Source organism: Vibrio sp. KUL80 (genome assembly GCF_059725495.1).
Genome location: NZ_AP045842.1, coordinates 867794 through 883648, shown reverse-complemented (window position 1 = coordinate 883648; position 15855 = coordinate 867794). Strand labels below are relative to the sequence as shown.

Sequence of the window (15855 nt, the reverse complement as noted above, 5' to 3'; positions counted from 1 at the left end):
AGCGCTTAAAACTTTCTTCTTCGTCTGAGCGCCCGCTCAATCAAAAACACCCATCTAAAAGTGGCCGGATGACCCCTTAAAATGGCGATTTTTGGGTGTCTTAAATTGCTGTTTTTAAAGGTTTTGTTTTTGTCGATTCCAATGTCGTCAGATGCTAGTCTTCAACCATGCGAACTAGAAGACAAAATCCATGAAAGACAAAATTTTTGAACACCATGATTTCCGCCATCACGATCTCTCAGGGGAAATTTTCGAGAACTGCCAATTCTACCAGTGTGACTTTTCTCGCGCCGACCTCTCAGAAGCTCGCTTTGAGCGCTGCAAGTTTATTGAACCCTTGGATTTGGAGGGGTGTCATTTTCAATACACCAATTTGAAAGATGCCAGCTTTAAGCAATGTCAGATGGCGATGTGTAACTTTGAAGGGGCGGACTGCTTTGGTATCGAGTTTAGAGAGTGTGACCTGAAAGGTGCCAACTTTGTGAGAGCACGCTTTGCCAACCAAGTGAGTCATACCATGTACTTCTGCTCGGCTTACATCACAGGATGCAACCTGTCCTACACCAATTTCGAGCGCATAATCATTGAGAAATGTGACTTGTTTGAGAATCGTTGGATAGGTGCAAACTTGCAAGGTGCGTCTTTTCGCGAATCGGATTTAAGTCGCGGCGTTTTTTCTTCTGATGCTTGGCCACAGTTCCGTTTTCAAGGCGCGGATTTATGTCATGTAGAACTTGAAGGATTGGACCCAAGACGGGTTGATCTGACCGGTGTTAAGATTTGTGATTGGCAGCAGGCACAGCTATTAGAACCACTAGGTTTAATTGTGATGCCTGCCTAAATTAGACGATACCATTGCAAGGGAGTGCGATGGATTCACTACAATTTATAAAATACAGTCAACACAAGGATGTGTCATGAATAAAACCATAGTAGTGGGGCTAACTGCAGCGCTGTTGGTCGGTTGTGGAGAACCGAAGAGCCAGCAAGAGAACCGTTTGGCGATTACACAGCAAAATGTGTCGGGCGCTTGGCAGTGTGATTACAAGCTGACGGACATCAAAACTAAAGTGCATGTAGCGTATGGGGATAATGGTGAGTTTAACGGACGGGTGTTTTTGAATTTTCCTATAGCGACAGGTAAAGGTGCTGCTCGAGTAGAGTTGATCACTAGTGGCTACTGGTCATTGCAAGGGTCGACGATAACGGAAGAGTTTGAAGTGCTGGCATTGGACAGCAGCAGTTCATCTGGGCATGAACTCTCAGAAACGATAGAGAAGGAATTAAACGATATTCACCTGCTTAGCACAGAGGTTTCAGTATTAACGAAGAGGTCTATGGTACTTGTTGATGCGAAGGGAGAGGAGACACGCTGTCATCGTAGGCAAGTCTAGAAAAACAAAAAAACGCCCAGTCAAAAATACTGGGCGTTTGCTTTTATGGTTTGTGTTTGATTAGTACCCCATCAACTGCAGCAAGTTCTCAGCTGTGCTGATTGCCTCTTTACGATTGGCAATGTTGAGCTTTTGATACAGGTTACGAATGTGAGTCTTAATCGTTGTGCCGGCTACATCCAGTTCTTGAGCAATCTGTTCATTGCTAAAACCAGAGTATATCAAACCAAGAACTTGCCACTCACGCTGGGTTAGCGGGCTAGTACGTACTAACTCAGGGATGTTAGGGTGGTTGACCAGCTTCTCGACAAACTCTTCGTTAAAGTGCACGGAGCGACTACGCTGAGTGGTGTTGATGTCTTTCATCAGCAATTGAGCACGGTGACGCTCAAGATCACCCAAGTCTGACTTTGAAACCAAGTTAGCAAGCAAGTGGCCAATGGTAGCTCCATCGATGAGGAAGTTACCGATCATGCCGGTCTGATTAGTAAGTACTAACGCTTCTTTTAGGAGCTCTTTCGCTTTCTCTTCGTTACGGTTGTGGACGTTGAGAATCGCTTCGACGATAAGGTTGCGATTACGATCAGTGACGAGCTGATGCTGTTTCGCTTCTTTGTCGAGGAAGTCGAGCGTAACCTGAGCTTGTTCGTACTGACCAAGGTTTATTTGCGCTCTAGCAATATTACGCCATTGCAGTTGAGAGAAGTGGTTACACGCTTCTTCTGGTCTAGTCGCCGTTTCGAGCCACTGCTCAATTGATTCAATATCGTTTCTCGCTTGCCAGTATAGAAGCAGTGATAGAGATGCGTTCGCGGTCCAATCAACGTGGTAAGTGGATTGCTTCATTAGGTGCTGGATCTGCTCAATGACCTTTGAAGCTTTATCTAGCTCACCTCGACCAATCGCGATGCGTGCAATCATAGAGTAGCTGTGTAGGTGTTTACTTGGGTCGATGTTACCTAGCACATCGATGCCCTTATACGCACACTCTTCCGCTTCATCTAGGCGGTTCCAACACCAGAGTACTTGCGCACGTACTCGAAGCAAGAATTCGTGCATAGGAACTTGATGCAGTTGCTGTTCTTCAATCAGTTTGAAGGCACTTTCTTGGATCTCAAACGCCGCTTGAACATAGCCTTGTGCGATCAGGATTTCACTTTGTTGCAACTGAGCCCATAGCGCCTGGTGGTAGACATGGTATTGTCTCGCTAGTTTCTCAGTTTGCTGCATCATTGACAGCGCACGGCTGAGGTTGCCGATTACGTGGTTGACCTCACCGACGACAGAGGTCGCCACAATTCGACTGCGATACTCAGAATGATCTAGCTCGCTTAGCGCGAGTTCTGCAAGTTTAATCGCCTTGTCAGGAGAGTTCTGGTTAATTGCAACTTGCGCGTGTAACGCGTGGAACTCACCTTCTTCTTTTGCCGTCAGTTTGACTTGGCGCGCTGCCATTTCAGCGTCTGCTTTGGCAATCAGTTCACCAACGTCGTTGTATCTGTGCTGGCTTTGAGCAAGCCAAGCTTGCAGCATACAGAGCTTTGGTTGGCTATAGAGCTGGTCAGCAGAGAGTACGTCAATCGCGTCTTCAAGCGTTGCCAATTCACCGTGGTTGAACATCTTCCAACCATACTCGAGCAATATTTCAGCAACTAAGTTGTTGTTATTCGCCAAGCGAGCGTGTCGAAGCGCTTGATGTGGCACTTTTTGCTGTAGCCATGCGTTTGCAGCAGCTAGATGCAGCTCATTTTCTTGCTGAGGAATACGTGCTTTACGCTCATGAGATAAGAACTCTGCAAATAGGTTGTGGAACCTAAACCAGTTGTTCTCACCCTCAAGTGGGTAGATAAATAAACCAAAGCGGTTGAGCGATTCGATCATACTAAGCGCGTCGTCACGTTTGGTCAGTGCGGTGACCAAACTGTCGTTAAAGTGATCGAGCACTGAACACTGCATTAGGAAGTGGCGAGTCTCTTTATCAAGGAGATCGAAAACCTCTTCAACGAGGTAGTCCCAAAGGTGCGCATGGTTGAACTGAGACATGGTCTCTACTGATTGCGCCAAGGTGCGTTTTTGATGCTGGGCCTGCAGTGCGAAAAGCTGCAGAGCAGAAGGCCAACCCTCAACATAGGTGCGCAGTGAGTTAGCGGTTTCATTGTCAATTTCACTGGCCAGTCGCTGACTAAAGAAACGCGTTGTTTCTTCGGTATCGAATGCTAAAAGCTCATTGCCAATTTCAATCATCAGATCGCGTACGCGCAAATTCGCCGTCCCCAGCGGCGGATTTCCACGACTTGTCACCACTAGCGTGATGTTGTCTGGCATGTGCTTAAGGAAGAAGCGCATTGCTTCATGAATTTCTTCGTCAGTAATCAGGTGGTAGTCATCTAAGACGATGTAGCACTCGTGATGATAGCTAGTCAGTTCGGCAAACACTTCGCTAAAGAGAGAATGCAGCGATGAGAACTGTCGACGTTCTGCTAGCTTTTGTGCGTTAGGACAGGTGTTGTTGGTGGCCTTATTGATGGCCTGCAGCAAGTAGTTAACGAAACGGAACGGATCATTGTCGCTTTCGTCGATGCTGTACCAACCTACATGTGGTTTATCCGATAGCCATTGAGCAGCCATGGTCGTTTTACCGTAACCTGCAGGCGAGCGAAAAAGAACAAGTTTATAAAAGGGAGCCTGTGCAAGCAGATCTAATACTCGAGGGCGAACGATGGCGTTGTGCAAGCGGCCTGGTCGAGTCAGTTTTGAAGGAATCCACATAAGATATTTCCTACTAATTATTGTTTCTACTCCTCAAGGAGGAGGGAGCGATTACCACAGCTTTATAGAGCAGCCTCGATGTTATGAAACAGTAGGTTATACAGTGTTTGATCGAGCGCTAGATTTTAATTATTGCGTGTCCCATACCCCAACTACGCCTCATATATGTGAAGTTCGTCACTTATTGGTGCGCATTCGGAAGGGTATTGGTCAGCCATGTATACAAAACTTCAGGTTTTTTTGGGGCTTTTTTACGGCTAACTGTGATCTCAACAGCAATTTTTGTATTTAGTCACCGATGCGATAGTAAATGTTTCTTCGATAGCGCTTAGATTAAAAACTGAGCTTGGCGTGATCGCTATCACCAGAAAAAACCGAATCCAATATCGGAATGGGACACCGATCACTTAGTGAAGGGGAGTACGCCCCCTACGCCCTCCTCACTCATCCTTCAGGGAGTCGGACTTAGGAGGATGTTTATGGATACGTCACCATGCACGATATGTGACAGATGGATAAAACTTGAAAGTGAGATTTCGTAATGAAACCTGCGCAACAGAAAAAATTTGATAAAGCTTCTTTCCAAGAAAGTGTTAAGAAACACCTATCAGCGACTTACGCAACGACGGTAGAAACTGCGACTGAACGTCAGTGGTATCTAGCAATGGGCCGTGCGCTTGCTGAGCTAACGACTTTTGACCTGCTTGAAACTGAAGCAGATGAGCGCATCAAGAGCGCAAAAAGCGTTAACTACCTATCTCTAGAATTCCTAATCGGTCGTCTAACCGGTAACAACCTAATCAGCATGGGTCTTTACGAGCAAGTAACTGACGCAATGGCTGAGCTAGGTCACAACCTAACTGACCTTCTAGAAGAAGAGCGTGACCCATCACTCGGTAACGGTGGTCTAGGTCGTCTAGCTGCATGTTTCATGGATTCATGTGCCGCTCAAGAATTCCCCACTGTAGGCTACGGCCTTCACTACGAATACGGTCTATTCAAGCAATCTTTTGAAGATGGTCGTCAAAAAGAAGCACCAGACGCATGGTGTGGTGTTGAAGGCTACCCATGGGAAGTGGCTCGTCCAGAACTTGCACAAGAGATCGGTTTCTTCGGTCACGTTGAAGTTGTAAACGTTGATGGCAAAGAAGTTCGTAAGTGGGTTCCTGGCATGACGGTTAAAGCAATGCCTTGGGATCTACCAATTGTTGGTTACGAATCTGACACTGTATACCCGCTACGTCTTTGGGAATGTCAAGCAATCGCACCATTCTCTCTAGAAAGCTTCAACAACGGTGACTACTTCGAAGCACAGCACGCGCTAATCGATGCGGGTAACATCACTAAGGTTCTATACCCGAATGACAACCACGAGAAAGGTAAGACACTGCGTCTAATGCAGCAGTACTTCCACTCTGCAGCGTCTGTACGCGATATTCTACGTCGTCACGAGGCTGCAGGTTACACGCTGGCGGATCTTCCTAAGCAAGAAACTATTCAGCTTAACGATACGCACCCAACGATCGCTATTCCTGAACTAATGCGCATCCTTCTTGATGAGAAAGGTTTGAGCTGGGATGACGCGTGGGCGATTTCTTCTAAGACTTTCGCATACACAAACCACACGCTACTTCCAGAAGCACTAGAGACTTGGTCTGAGTCGCTAATCCAGCGTCTACTTCCACGTCACATGGAAATCATCTTTGAAATCAACCACCGCTTCCTACAAGAAGTACGTGCAATGTGGCCTGGTGACGGTGAGAAGCAAGCTAAGCTTTCTATCATCCAAGAAGGTTTCCACCGCATGGTTCGTATGGCTAACCTATGTGTTATCGGTTCATACGCAGTGAACGGTGTAGCAGCACTTCACTCTGAGTTGGTGAAATCAGACCTATTCCCGGAATTCCACGAGATGTACCCGACTCGTCTGCATAACGTAACGAACGGTGTGACACCACGTCGTTGGTTGAAGTTCTGTAACCCAGGTCTATCGGCTCTTATCACTGACAAGATTGGCAGCGAGTGGCCAGCTAAGCTTGAGCAGCTGGAAGGTATCGCGAAATTCGCTGATGACGCTAAGTTCCAGAAAGACTACATGGCAGTTAAGAAGCAGAACAAACAGCGTCTAGCGGACTGGGTTAAAGAGAACATGGGTATCGAGCTAGATACGAATGCTATCTTTGATGTGATGATCAAGCGCCTACACGAGTACAAGCGTCAGCAACTTGATTTGCTACACGTGTTGTCTCTGTACCACCGCCTATTGAATGACCCAACATTTGATATGACGCCACGCGTTGTATTCTTCGGCTCTAAAGCTGCACCGGGTTACCACCTAGCGAAAGAGATCATCTTTGCGATTAACAAGGTTGCTGAGAAAGTAAACAATGACCCACGCCTAGGCGGTAAGCTGAAAGTGGTATTCATCCCTGACTACCGTGTAAGCATGGCTGAAATGTTGATTCCAGCTGCTGACGTTTCTCAGCAAATCTCTATGGCAGGTAAAGAAGCATCGGGTACAGGTAACATGAAGATGGCTCTTAACGGCGCACTCACTATCGGTACGATGGATGGTGCTAACGTTGAGATCCGTGAAGAAGTCGGTGACGAGAACATCTACATCTTCGGTCTAGAGGTTGATGGTGTGAAACGCACCAAAGCGGCAGGTTACAACCCATACGACTTCTACAACGCTGACCCACTACTGAAAGCATCTCTAGACCTACTACTAGGTGAAGAGTTCACTCCAGGTCAACCAGGTCTACTACGTGCAACATACGACAGCCTACTAGATGGTGGTGACCCGTACCTATGTCTTGCTGACTTCGCATCTTACGTGAAGGCGCATGAAGACATGGACGCGCAATACCGTGACCAAGCTGGTTGGGCGAAGAAAGCGATTCTTAACACGGCGCTAGTTGGCAAGTTCAGCTCAGACCGTTCGATTCGCGATTACGTGAACAACATTTGGAAACTAGAAGCAGTTTCTCGCTAATAAATTTAACCAAGGTACTCCGGTTTGAGCGGGGTACCTTGGCTTTTTCATTAAATAAATAATAACCCTACCGATTTGAAGGTTAGAGAAGTCCTTCGGAGAGAGCGATGACAGAACAAACAGCATTAAAACAAGTTGCTGAGATGGCAAGAATAGCCGACAGCTACGTAAGTGCGTGGGGCGACGAAGCCAGAGTTGAGGACGAAACCATTCTTCGTCTGCTTGCGTCTTTAGGCTACGACACGACTAATGATGAATCACTACTAAAATCTGCAGAGAAAAAGCATAAGAAGGAAGTGCTAGACCCTGTACTGGTTGTTAAAGACGGTGATGCCGTTGAAGTAGAACTTCATTTAGGTGTGAGCGCGAGAGAAAGCGATTTCAGCTGGCGTCTAGAGACTGAGCAAGGAGAAGTACTTGAAGGCTATCTTCAATCTCAGATCGTTCGTGATGAACGTGCTGAGGGTGGCCCTTTAGTATTTGCGTTACCAAACAACCTTTCATGGGGTTACCACAAGCTTTACTTAGAGCGTAAGCGCCGTAAAGCACCTTACGAGATGACACTTATCCGTACTCCACGTGCTTGTTACAAACAAAGTGCGATTGATGAAGGTAAAAAGCTTTGGGGTCCAAGTATCCAGCTTTACACGCTTCGTACTCAGCATAACTGGGGTATCGGTGATTTTGGTGACCTTAAACAGCTTGTAGCGGATATCGCTGCACGTGGTGGTGATTTTGTTGGTCTTAACCCAATTCACTCATTGTTCCCTGCTAACCCAGAAGGTGCGAGCCCATACAGCCCATCTTCTCGCCGCTGGTTGAACATTCTTTACATCGACGTTAGCTCTGTCGCAGAATTTGCGCTAAGTGCAGATGCACAGCAAATCGTTGGTGGCTCTGAGTTCCAAGCACGCCTGCAAAAAGCGCGTGAGTCACACTGGGTGAACTACACCGAAGTGGCTGAGCTTAAGATGAGCGTATTGCCACTGCTATTCGATGAGTTCAAATCTCGTCACCTAGACAAGCAGTCTGAGCGCGCAAAACTATTCCTAGACTTCGTTGAGGCAGGCGGTGAAAGCCTACTTCATCAAGCCGCATTCGATGCGATCCACGCTGAGCTTCACGCAGAAGACAGCAACATGTGGGGCTGGCCGGTATTCCCAGAGAAATACCGTCGTTTCGAAAATGCAGCGACTCAAAAATATATTGCTGATAATCAAGATAAAGTTCAGCTTTACATGTACTTGCAGTGGATTGCTGATGTTCAAATCAATGAAGCTCAAGCACTAGCAGAAGAGAAAGGTATGGCAGTAGGCCTATACCGAGACCTTGCTGTAGGTGTTGCGGATTCTGGTTCTGAAACATGGGCAGACAATGGCAACCTAGTTATGGATGCGAGCATCGGTGCTCCACCAGATATCTTGGGTCCATTGGGTCAAAACTGGGGTCTACCTCCACTTAATCCACAAGTACTGCAAGCTACATCGTACGATGCATACATCAAGCTACTACGTGCGAACATGAAGCACTGTGGCTCACTACGTATCGACCACGTTCTAGGTCTGCTACGTCTTTGGTGGATTCCAAAAGGTGAAAACGCGACGAAAGGCGCGTACATCTACTACCCAGTTGAAGACATGCTAGCAATCCTAGCGCTTGAGTCACACCGTCATCAATGTAGTGTTATCGGTGAAGACTTAGGTACTGTACCAGATGAAATCGTTGAGATTCTGCGCGATGCAGGTGTTCACTCGTACAAGGTATTCTTCTTCGAAACAGCAGAGGATGGCGGCTTTATTTCTCCTGAGCACTATGCGGATCAATCTATGTCTGCACTATGTACTCACGATATGCCAACGCTACGCGGCTTCTGGCATTGCGATGACCTTAAAATGGGTCGTGAGATTGGTCTATATCCAAACGAAGAGCAGCTAGCGGGTCTATTTGATGACCGTCTAGAGTGCAAGCAAGGTATCATTGATAGCGTGGCGTGGCACGGTTACCTGCCTGAAGGTGTCGGCCGTGACGCAAGCTTAGTTCCAATGGATGCTTACCTAAGCGAAGCACTGCAGCTTCATGTAGCAGCAGGCTCATCTGCACTACTCAGTGTTCAGCTTGAAGACTGGCTAGAAATGGATAAACCAGTAAACATTCCAGGTACGGTTAATGAGTACCCGAACTGGCGTCGTAAACTGTCGATGAACCTTGAAGAAATCTTCGCTCAAGAAGGGGTAAATCGCATCGCTAAACGCCTAACGGAAGTTCGCGCGAAAGCCAGCTAATCACTGATTTTTAAATCGCTAACAAAGCACGATTCTATTGGATATTTGTTCTGTCATCTCCAAAGAATCGTGCTTTTCTTTTTTCTGACGACTTGGATATATCATTTGCAAATTTATATTGTAAATTGTCGGTGAAATTGACCGATTGCACTGCAAAATTGGGTGCTTGTCACTTCCCGTACATCATGTTTCCAGTACAATGAAACCTTGCAGATAGCCCGCGTATCGCGGGCTTTTTATTTCTTGCCCCCGACGTTTTAGCCACTGGCTAAGACTCAACAATAAAAAGGGGGGGCAGAGTGTTAGGTCGAGGGAGATGAACGTTGAACAAAAAAGGGCTTAAAAGACAACAAAAGGCGTACGATCTACTCTCGAGTGCATCGTTTGCTGACCCATTCTCATTCCTAGGTCCATACCTACAGGATGAGACACATGCGCTTAGAGTTTGGATGCCAGGCGCAGACGCTGTCGCGGTTGTTTTGGAAGATGGCACAAGAATGCCAATGGTGCGAGATCAGGCGTCGGGGTTTGTCCTTGAATCGGACCTTGATTTACGATTTACCCATTATCAGTTGGCTGTCGATTGGAATGGCACTGAGCAGTTGCTCGATGATCCATACCAATACCACGGTTTATATGCCGAATACGAAGAGCTACACACGCCGAAAGAAATGTACCACCAGATGGGAGCACAGTTCATTTCGCAAGAGAGAGACGGTAAGCAAGTCGAAGGTACCCGTTTCTTGGTGTATGCACCACATGCTTCGGCCGTCAGTATCGTTGGTAATTTCAACGCTTGGGACGGACGTCGCAACCCAATGCAGAGACTTGACTACGGGATCTGGGGGCTCTTCATTCCGAATTTGCCAGAGGGCACTCAATACAAATTTGAGCTAAAAGGTCCTGATGGTGAAGGTCTGCCACATAAGGCGGATCCATGGGGTTTCTACTCTGAGCAGTACCCATCATTTTCTTCTGTTACTTATAATCATGATCGTTATGACTGGCAAGATGCCAATTGGCAGCAGCGCCCGGTAACAGAAAAACGCAAAGAAGCACTGTCATTCTATGAGCTGCACGCTGGCTCTTGGAAACGTAATGACAACGGTGACTTCCTAAATTATCGTGAACTTGCTGACGAGCTGATCCCTTACTTAACCGATATGGGTTACACCCACGTTGAACTGATGCCAGTTTCTGAGCACCCGTTCTACGGTTCATGGGGCTATCAGCCAGTAGGTTTGTTTGCACCAACCAGTCGTTTTGGTTCACCAGATGACTTCAAGTACTTTGTTGATCAGTGTCACCAAGCGGGCCTTGGTGTAGTACTGGATTGGGTTCCAGCACACTTTCCATCGGACGATCACGGCTTAGCGAACTTTGATGGTACGCCACTGTTCCATGATCCGGATCCACGCCGCGGTTGGCACCAAGATTGGAACTCGTACATTTATGACCTAGGTCGTGAACATGTTCGACGCTTCCTAGTATCCAACGCGTTGTACTGGTTTGAGCAATTCCATATCGATGGTATTCGCGTGGATGCCGTTGCATCGATGCTTTATCTCGATTACTCGCGTAGCCACGATCAGTGGATCCCGAACATTGACGGTGGTCGTGAGAACTATGATGCGATTGCAACACTGAAGTGGATGAACGAAGAAGTGTACAAGCACTTCCCGAATGCCATGACGATCGCTGAAGAATCTACCGCTTTCCCAGGCGTATCTGCGCCAACCTTTGCGGGCGGTCTAGGCTTTGGATTTAAGTGGAATATGGGTTGGATGCACGACAGTCTATCGTATATTCAAGAAGATCCAATTCACCGCAAATACCATCACGATACCATCACGTTCCCGCTTGTTTATGCTCATAGCGAAAACTATGTACTGTCTTTATCGCACGATGAAGTGGTGTACGGTAAGCGCTCGATCCATAACAAGATGCCAGGTGATGAGTGGCAGCAAACAGCGAACCTACGCGCTTATCTTGGTTATATGTACGCTCAGCCAGGCAAGAAGCTAAACTTCATGGGTGCCGAGTTCGGTCAAACCGGTGAGTGGAACCACGACGATCAACTCCAATGGTTCTTGCTTGATTTTGAGCGCCACCAAGGTGTGAAAGCACTAACGAAAGACTTGAACTTGCTGTATCGCGCTGAAAAAGCTCTGTTCGATCAAGACTCAGATCCGAAAGGTTTTGAGTGGCGACTACAGGATGCTGCAGAGGCGAGCATCTTGGCGCACGAGCGTATCAGTGAAGATGGTGAACGTGTATTGGTGATCAGTAACTTTACGCCAGTTCCTCACGAATCATTCCGCTTGGGTGTGCCATTAGCAGGTCGCTATGAGTTACTGTTAAGTACCGATGATGCCTTGTATGCAGGCAGTGATTTTGGCGTTGTTCAAGTGGCAGAGACTGAGGCTGTAGAGAGTGAATCTCAACCTCAATCGCTATCACTTAAACTGCCACCACTATCAACGGTATTCTATAAATACCGAGGCTAAACGTCGTTAAGCCCTTTAGCGGAATTTTCCGCTAAAGGGCTTATTAAAATCCTGTCGAGTACTTCGCTTCTATTTCTGCTATTTTCTTTTCGATATCTTTAAGTTGTTGTCTCAACCTGATGAGCTCGGCTTTGTCTTTCGGCGTGACTGCCAATTTTACCGTCCCAACTCCGCACGCCTCGCGAGTGTCATGGCTAAACTTTGTAAACCCGTCAAGCGATACAGAGTATTCAACAAATTGGCTCTGCTCTTTATTTGATGCTCTTACATCGACGTTCTTGCCTTGTTTACTTTGCAGTATTAAGCGATTAATAAGCGCTAAATTCTCTTTCGTCGCTCTCACAAACCCAGACTCTTTGCTATTCGAGAATAACTGTCCCTCAAAAAAAAGTGGCTCGTTTTGGTCGACTCGAAACGCTAGGTCAACTTTAGCGTTTTCATTGTCGAGCTCCTGAGCAAGGCCAAACGTGACAAGGAGCTTGGAGCGGTCATCGCAGCGTATACCAAATGTAGTGAACTTATTGTCGACTAAATCTCCAAAACCCCACACTCGATGAGTTTCAATTCGATCAAACTTATCGATATTGTGTTCGTTAAACCAACTTGCATAGGTAGCAGCAGGTGCCGAGACAAGAAGGGCTAACAGCATTAGATACATTTTCACTCGTACTATCCCAGCTTGGTAATTAATTCTCGTTTTTGCATCTATAAGGTTAGGTACCTAGTTGATTTTATGCCAGTTCTGTCAGTGGAGAACCTAGAATTCTCGGCTACACTGACTAGTATTATCTGTTTATATCAGCAAGTTAGACACTTGTCTGAGCGATACTGACGAAAAATTAGGGGATTTGAATGATTACAGCACTGTATGCGTCACTGCTTGCCGCTTTGATGATTTGGTTATCTTTTCAAGTCATCAAGCAACGCAGGTCTAACCAAGTCGCGTATGCTGATGGAGGTGTTGAATCGCTGCAGATTGCGCGCAGTGCACAAGGCAATGCCGTTGACTATATTCCGATTACGTTAATTCTAATGGCTTTGGTTGAATATAATGGTGCGCCAGCAGTTTGGATTCACGTTATTGGGGTAAGCTTTCTGGTGGGGCGTTGGATGCACGCGGATGGTATTCTCAATAAGCGCTTTAAAGGTCGCGTTAGAGGAATGAAGGTGACAATTTTTGCCATGGCGGGTTTGATAGTCTCTAATCTTTTTTATCTTCCGTTCGATAGGCTACTTTGATGATGCGCTCGCTCCTGCCACCCGCATGGGTGATGGTCTCAATAGGCCTTATTCTAAACGTCATGGCTATTGTGTTGTCTAGCCAGGTGCTAGATAAAATGTCGAGTGACATTGCGATGATTCAGGAGCGCAAAGAAGCCAACTTATACTCGATGCAACTGACATGGAATCAGGTGGAAACTTTAGAGAGAAAGCGTGAAGCTCTGCTAATACATTTAGACGGTAATAACATCGATCCCGATATAGCCGATATGTTGAGGGTTCAGCTATCTCAATGGGTTACAGCACAAGTCCCACCGATCCACAGTAAACACCTCGACGATTTAATGGTCATGATCAATAGTGCTCAGGACACGCAACGTGAACTCATCGACGAGCTTTATCTTGATAATCTAGGGCTATCTGAAACGCTTGCGAGTATTGAAGAGGAAATGGCGTATTACAAGAACATCGCTGTTTTCCTGCAGATTTTGGGGCTTGCTCTGATACTCGCTCGCGATCTGTCTCGCCGATCATTGCCAAATTGATATACACTTAGAACTTACTTTTGCAATTAATGAAATAAATATGCTCACCCGTTCTGATGATTTAGAAATACTGCTGTCTGTTATTGATAGCGGTGGCTTTTCCGCAGCCGCAGAGGCTCTAGATATTCAAGTAGCGAAGGTCTCTCGCAGTGTCAGTAAGCTTGAAACTCAGCTAGGTGTAACGCTTCTTAATCGAACCACGAGACGTATTGAGCTCACCGATGAAGGTAGACAGTTTGTCGATGGGGTTAGAGAGGGTCTGCGTATTCTTCAGCAAACTGAAGAGGATATTGTCGCAAGAGGTGAGCTTCCAAAAGGTCGCCTCAGGGTCGATGCCGCCAGTCCTTTTGTACTTCATCAATTAGTACCGTTAGTTGCCGAGTTTAATAAGGAATATCCTGATATAGAGTTAGAGCTAACATCCAACGAAGGCTTCGTGGATTTGCTGGAGAAGCGGACGGACGTCGCAATTCGAATCGGTAAACTCACCGACTCAACTTTGCACGCCAAGCCGCTTGGAAAAAGTCTGCTCTTTCTCGTGGCCTCTCCCGATTACCTAGCTCAGCGAGGATATCCGAAATCGGTCAGCGATCTTGGTACTCACAGCTTAATAGGATTTGTGGGCGCTAAGGTGTTAAACCAGTGGCCGCTGCCTGGTACTCCGACGATTCAACCCTGCATGGTTTCTAGCAATGGTGAAACCGTCAGACAGCTTGCGTTGGCAGGCAACGGTATCGCTTGTATGTCTGGCTTTATGGTCAAAAAGGATATTGAGGAGGGCAGGTTAGTGCCATTGCTTGAGTCTGATAAATTGACGACCACTGGCCGTGAACAAGTTAACGCCGTGTATTATCGCTCGTCTTCGGTTGCAAGGCGTATCACGGCTTTTATTGAGTTTATTCAACCTAAGTTATCGCTCTAGCTTTATTCTTCATTGTAGAGACATGGCTTTTGCAATTTTGACAAAAGCCATTTGCGATTATTGCTCTAAATCTAAACGTCACTCATGGCTAAACTGTCCCCATTACGATATTGAGGACATACGACATGATCTTTTCTAACTTCAACTACGGTCAACTTGAGTTAAGTAATCGCATTGCAATGGCGCCGATGACACGCTCCCGCACGACTCAGCCTGGTGATGTACCGAATGACATGATGGCAACCTACTACGCACAGCGCGCGAATGCAGGTCTCATCATCACAGAAGGTGCGCCGATCTCGGCCATTGGTCGTGGTTACTCGATGACCCCGGGTATCTATACTCAAGCGCACATCGATGGTTGGAAAAAAGTCACGAAAGCGATCCATGACCAAGGCAGCAAAGTATTCATTCAGCTTTGGCATGTGGGCCGTCGTAGCCATGAATCCATCACGGGTGAGCAGGTTTTGTCTGCGTCGGCGATTAAAGAAGCTGACCAAGTATTCGGTCCGCTACCAGAAGGTGGCTTCGGTATGATTGAGACTGGCGAACCTCGCGCAATGACTGAGCAAGATATTCAGCAAACTATTGCCGATTATGTACAAGCCGCAAAAAACGCGATTGAAGCGGGCTTCGACGGTATTGAAATCCATGCTGCGCACGGTTACTTGCTTGATCAGTTTATGCGTCTTTCTAGCAACAAGCGCACAGACCAATACGGTGGCTCACAAGAGAATCGCGTTCGATTCTTGGTTGAGGTAATGCAAGCTGTTGTGAATGAGATTGGCGGCGACAAAGTGGCAATTCGTGTCTCTCCACACGTGATGGAGGGGTTCGCTGATGAAGACTCTGAAATTGTTGATGTCGTGAAGAAGGCATTGGTTGCATTAGCACCGATGAATCTCGCCTACGTGCACTTCTCGGAGAACATCTCGCGCTATATCGAAGCACCAGAGGCATTTCGTAAAGAGGTTCGTGATATCTACCCGAATCCAATTATGATTGCGGGCAAACTCACCAAAGAGAGCGCAACAGCACTACTAGAGAACAACTATGCGGATCTTGTTGCGTTTGGTACGCCTTATGTAACCAACCCAGATCTTGTGGCTCGCTTTAAAAACGACTGGCCGTTGGCGGAGTTCGATGCCGACGCTCGTTTAAGCCTGTATGGCGGCGATGAAAAAGGGTATATCGACTATCCTGAGTACCAAGTTTAGATG

General features: G+C 46.8%; 11 protein-coding genes. 9 read left to right on the top strand and 2 right to left on the bottom strand.

What is annotated here, in order from left to right:
* The first annotated feature begins 190 nt into the window (after window positions 1-190).
* Together AC6I8U_RS20570 and AC6I8U_RS20565 are read left to right on the top strand one after the other, a co-directional pair.
* Window positions 191-841 (top strand): Qnr family pentapeptide repeat protein, encoded by a 651-nt coding sequence (locus tag AC6I8U_RS20570; RefSeq protein WP_498019532.1) that lies wholly within the window; start codon window positions 191-193, stop codon window positions 839-841.
* Window positions 842-917: 76 nt separating this feature from the next.
* Window positions 918-1394, top strand: a complete 477-nt coding sequence (locus tag AC6I8U_RS20565) for a hypothetical protein (RefSeq protein ID WP_498019531.1) — start codon at window positions 918-920, stop codon at window positions 1392-1394.
* Between the two features lie 60 nt (window positions 1395-1454).
* Here AC6I8U_RS20565 and malT read toward each other — a convergent pair whose 3' ends face one another.
* A complete protein-coding gene (gene malT, locus AC6I8U_RS20560) occupies window positions 1455-4163 on the bottom strand; it encodes an HTH-type transcriptional regulator MalT (RefSeq protein WP_498019530.1) in 2709 nt (902 codons plus the stop codon).
* Between the two features lie 541 nt (window positions 4164-4704).
* Here malT and AC6I8U_RS20555 point away from each other — a divergent pair.
* From AC6I8U_RS20555 to glgB, 3 genes are all read left to right on the top strand, one after another.
* Window positions 4705-7158: a glycogen/starch/alpha-glucan phosphorylase gene (locus tag AC6I8U_RS20555; RefSeq protein ID WP_498019529.1), complete on the top strand. Its 2454-nt coding sequence runs from the start codon at window positions 4705-4707 to the stop codon at window positions 7156-7158.
* Between the two features lie 107 nt (window positions 7159-7265).
* Window positions 7266-9440, top strand: a complete 2175-nt coding sequence (gene malQ / locus AC6I8U_RS20550) for a 4-alpha-glucanotransferase (RefSeq protein ID WP_234497495.1) — start codon at window positions 7266-7268, stop codon at window positions 9438-9440.
* A 323-nt stretch (window positions 9441-9763) separates the two neighbouring features.
* The gene (glgB, locus tag AC6I8U_RS20545) at window positions 9764-11947 is read left to right on the top strand and encodes a 1,4-alpha-glucan branching protein GlgB (RefSeq protein ID WP_498019528.1); all 2184 of its coding nucleotides are present in this window, start codon (window positions 9764-9766) and stop codon (window positions 11945-11947) included.
* A gap of 43 nt (window positions 11948-11990) precedes the next feature.
* Here glgB and AC6I8U_RS20540 read toward each other — a convergent pair whose 3' ends face one another.
* A complete protein-coding gene (locus AC6I8U_RS20540) occupies window positions 11991-12611 on the bottom strand; it encodes a hypothetical protein (protein WP_234497493.1) in 621 nt (206 codons plus the stop codon).
* A gap of 188 nt (window positions 12612-12799) precedes the next feature.
* Here AC6I8U_RS20540 and AC6I8U_RS20535 point away from each other — a divergent pair, with 188 nt between their 5' ends.
* From AC6I8U_RS20535 to AC6I8U_RS20520, 4 genes are all read left to right on the top strand, one after another.
* Complete coding sequence (locus AC6I8U_RS20535) at window positions 12800-13186, top strand: MAPEG family protein (RefSeq protein ID WP_234497492.1); 387 nt, start codon at window positions 12800-12802, stop codon at window positions 13184-13186.
* Between the two features lie 2 nt (window positions 13187-13188).
* Window positions 13189-13713 carry a DNA mismatch repair protein gene (locus AC6I8U_RS20530; RefSeq protein WP_498019611.1) on the top strand — a complete coding sequence of 175 codons (525 nt, stop codon included), beginning with the start codon at window positions 13189-13191 and terminating at the stop codon, window positions 13711-13713.
* Window positions 13714-13753: 40 nt separating this feature from the next.
* Entirely contained in the window at window positions 13754-14635 is an 882-nt protein-coding gene (locus tag AC6I8U_RS20525) for a LysR family transcriptional regulator (protein ID WP_498019527.1), read from the top strand.
* A 125-nt stretch (window positions 14636-14760) separates the two neighbouring features.
* Complete coding sequence (locus AC6I8U_RS20520) at window positions 14761-15852, top strand: alkene reductase (RefSeq protein WP_498019526.1); 1092 nt, start codon at window positions 14761-14763, stop codon at window positions 15850-15852.
* Window positions 15853-15855: the final 3 nt, after the last annotated feature.

Excerpts from the sequence above, each read along its gene's own strand:
- malQ (WP_234497495.1), top strand. The coding sequence starts at position 7,266 with ATGACAGAACAAACAGCATTAAAACAAGTTGCTGAGATGGCAAGAATA.
- AC6I8U_RS20535 (WP_234497492.1), top strand. The coding sequence starts at position 12,800 with ATGATTACAGCACTGTATGCGTCACTGCTTGCCGCTTTGATGATTTGG.
- AC6I8U_RS20530 (WP_498019611.1), top strand. The coding sequence starts at position 13,189 with ATGCGCTCGCTCCTGCCACCCGCATGGGTGATGGTCTCAATAGGCCTT.
- AC6I8U_RS20570 (WP_498019532.1), top strand. The coding sequence starts at position 191 with ATGAAAGACAAAATTTTTGAACACCATGATTTCCGCCATCACGATCTC.
- AC6I8U_RS20525 (WP_498019527.1), top strand. The coding sequence starts at position 13,754 with ATGCTCACCCGTTCTGATGATTTAGAAATACTGCTGTCTGTTATTGAT.
- AC6I8U_RS20555 (WP_498019529.1), top strand. The coding sequence starts at position 4,705 with ATGAAACCTGCGCAACAGAAAAAATTTGATAAAGCTTCTTTCCAAGAA.
- AC6I8U_RS20565 (WP_498019531.1), top strand. The coding sequence starts at position 918 with ATGAATAAAACCATAGTAGTGGGGCTAACTGCAGCGCTGTTGGTCGGT.
- malT (WP_498019530.1), bottom strand. The coding sequence starts at position 4,163 with ATGTGGATTCCTTCAAAACTGACTCGACCAGGCCGCTTGCACAACGCC.
- AC6I8U_RS20520 (WP_498019526.1), top strand. The coding sequence starts at position 14,761 with ATGATCTTTTCTAACTTCAACTACGGTCAACTTGAGTTAAGTAATCGC.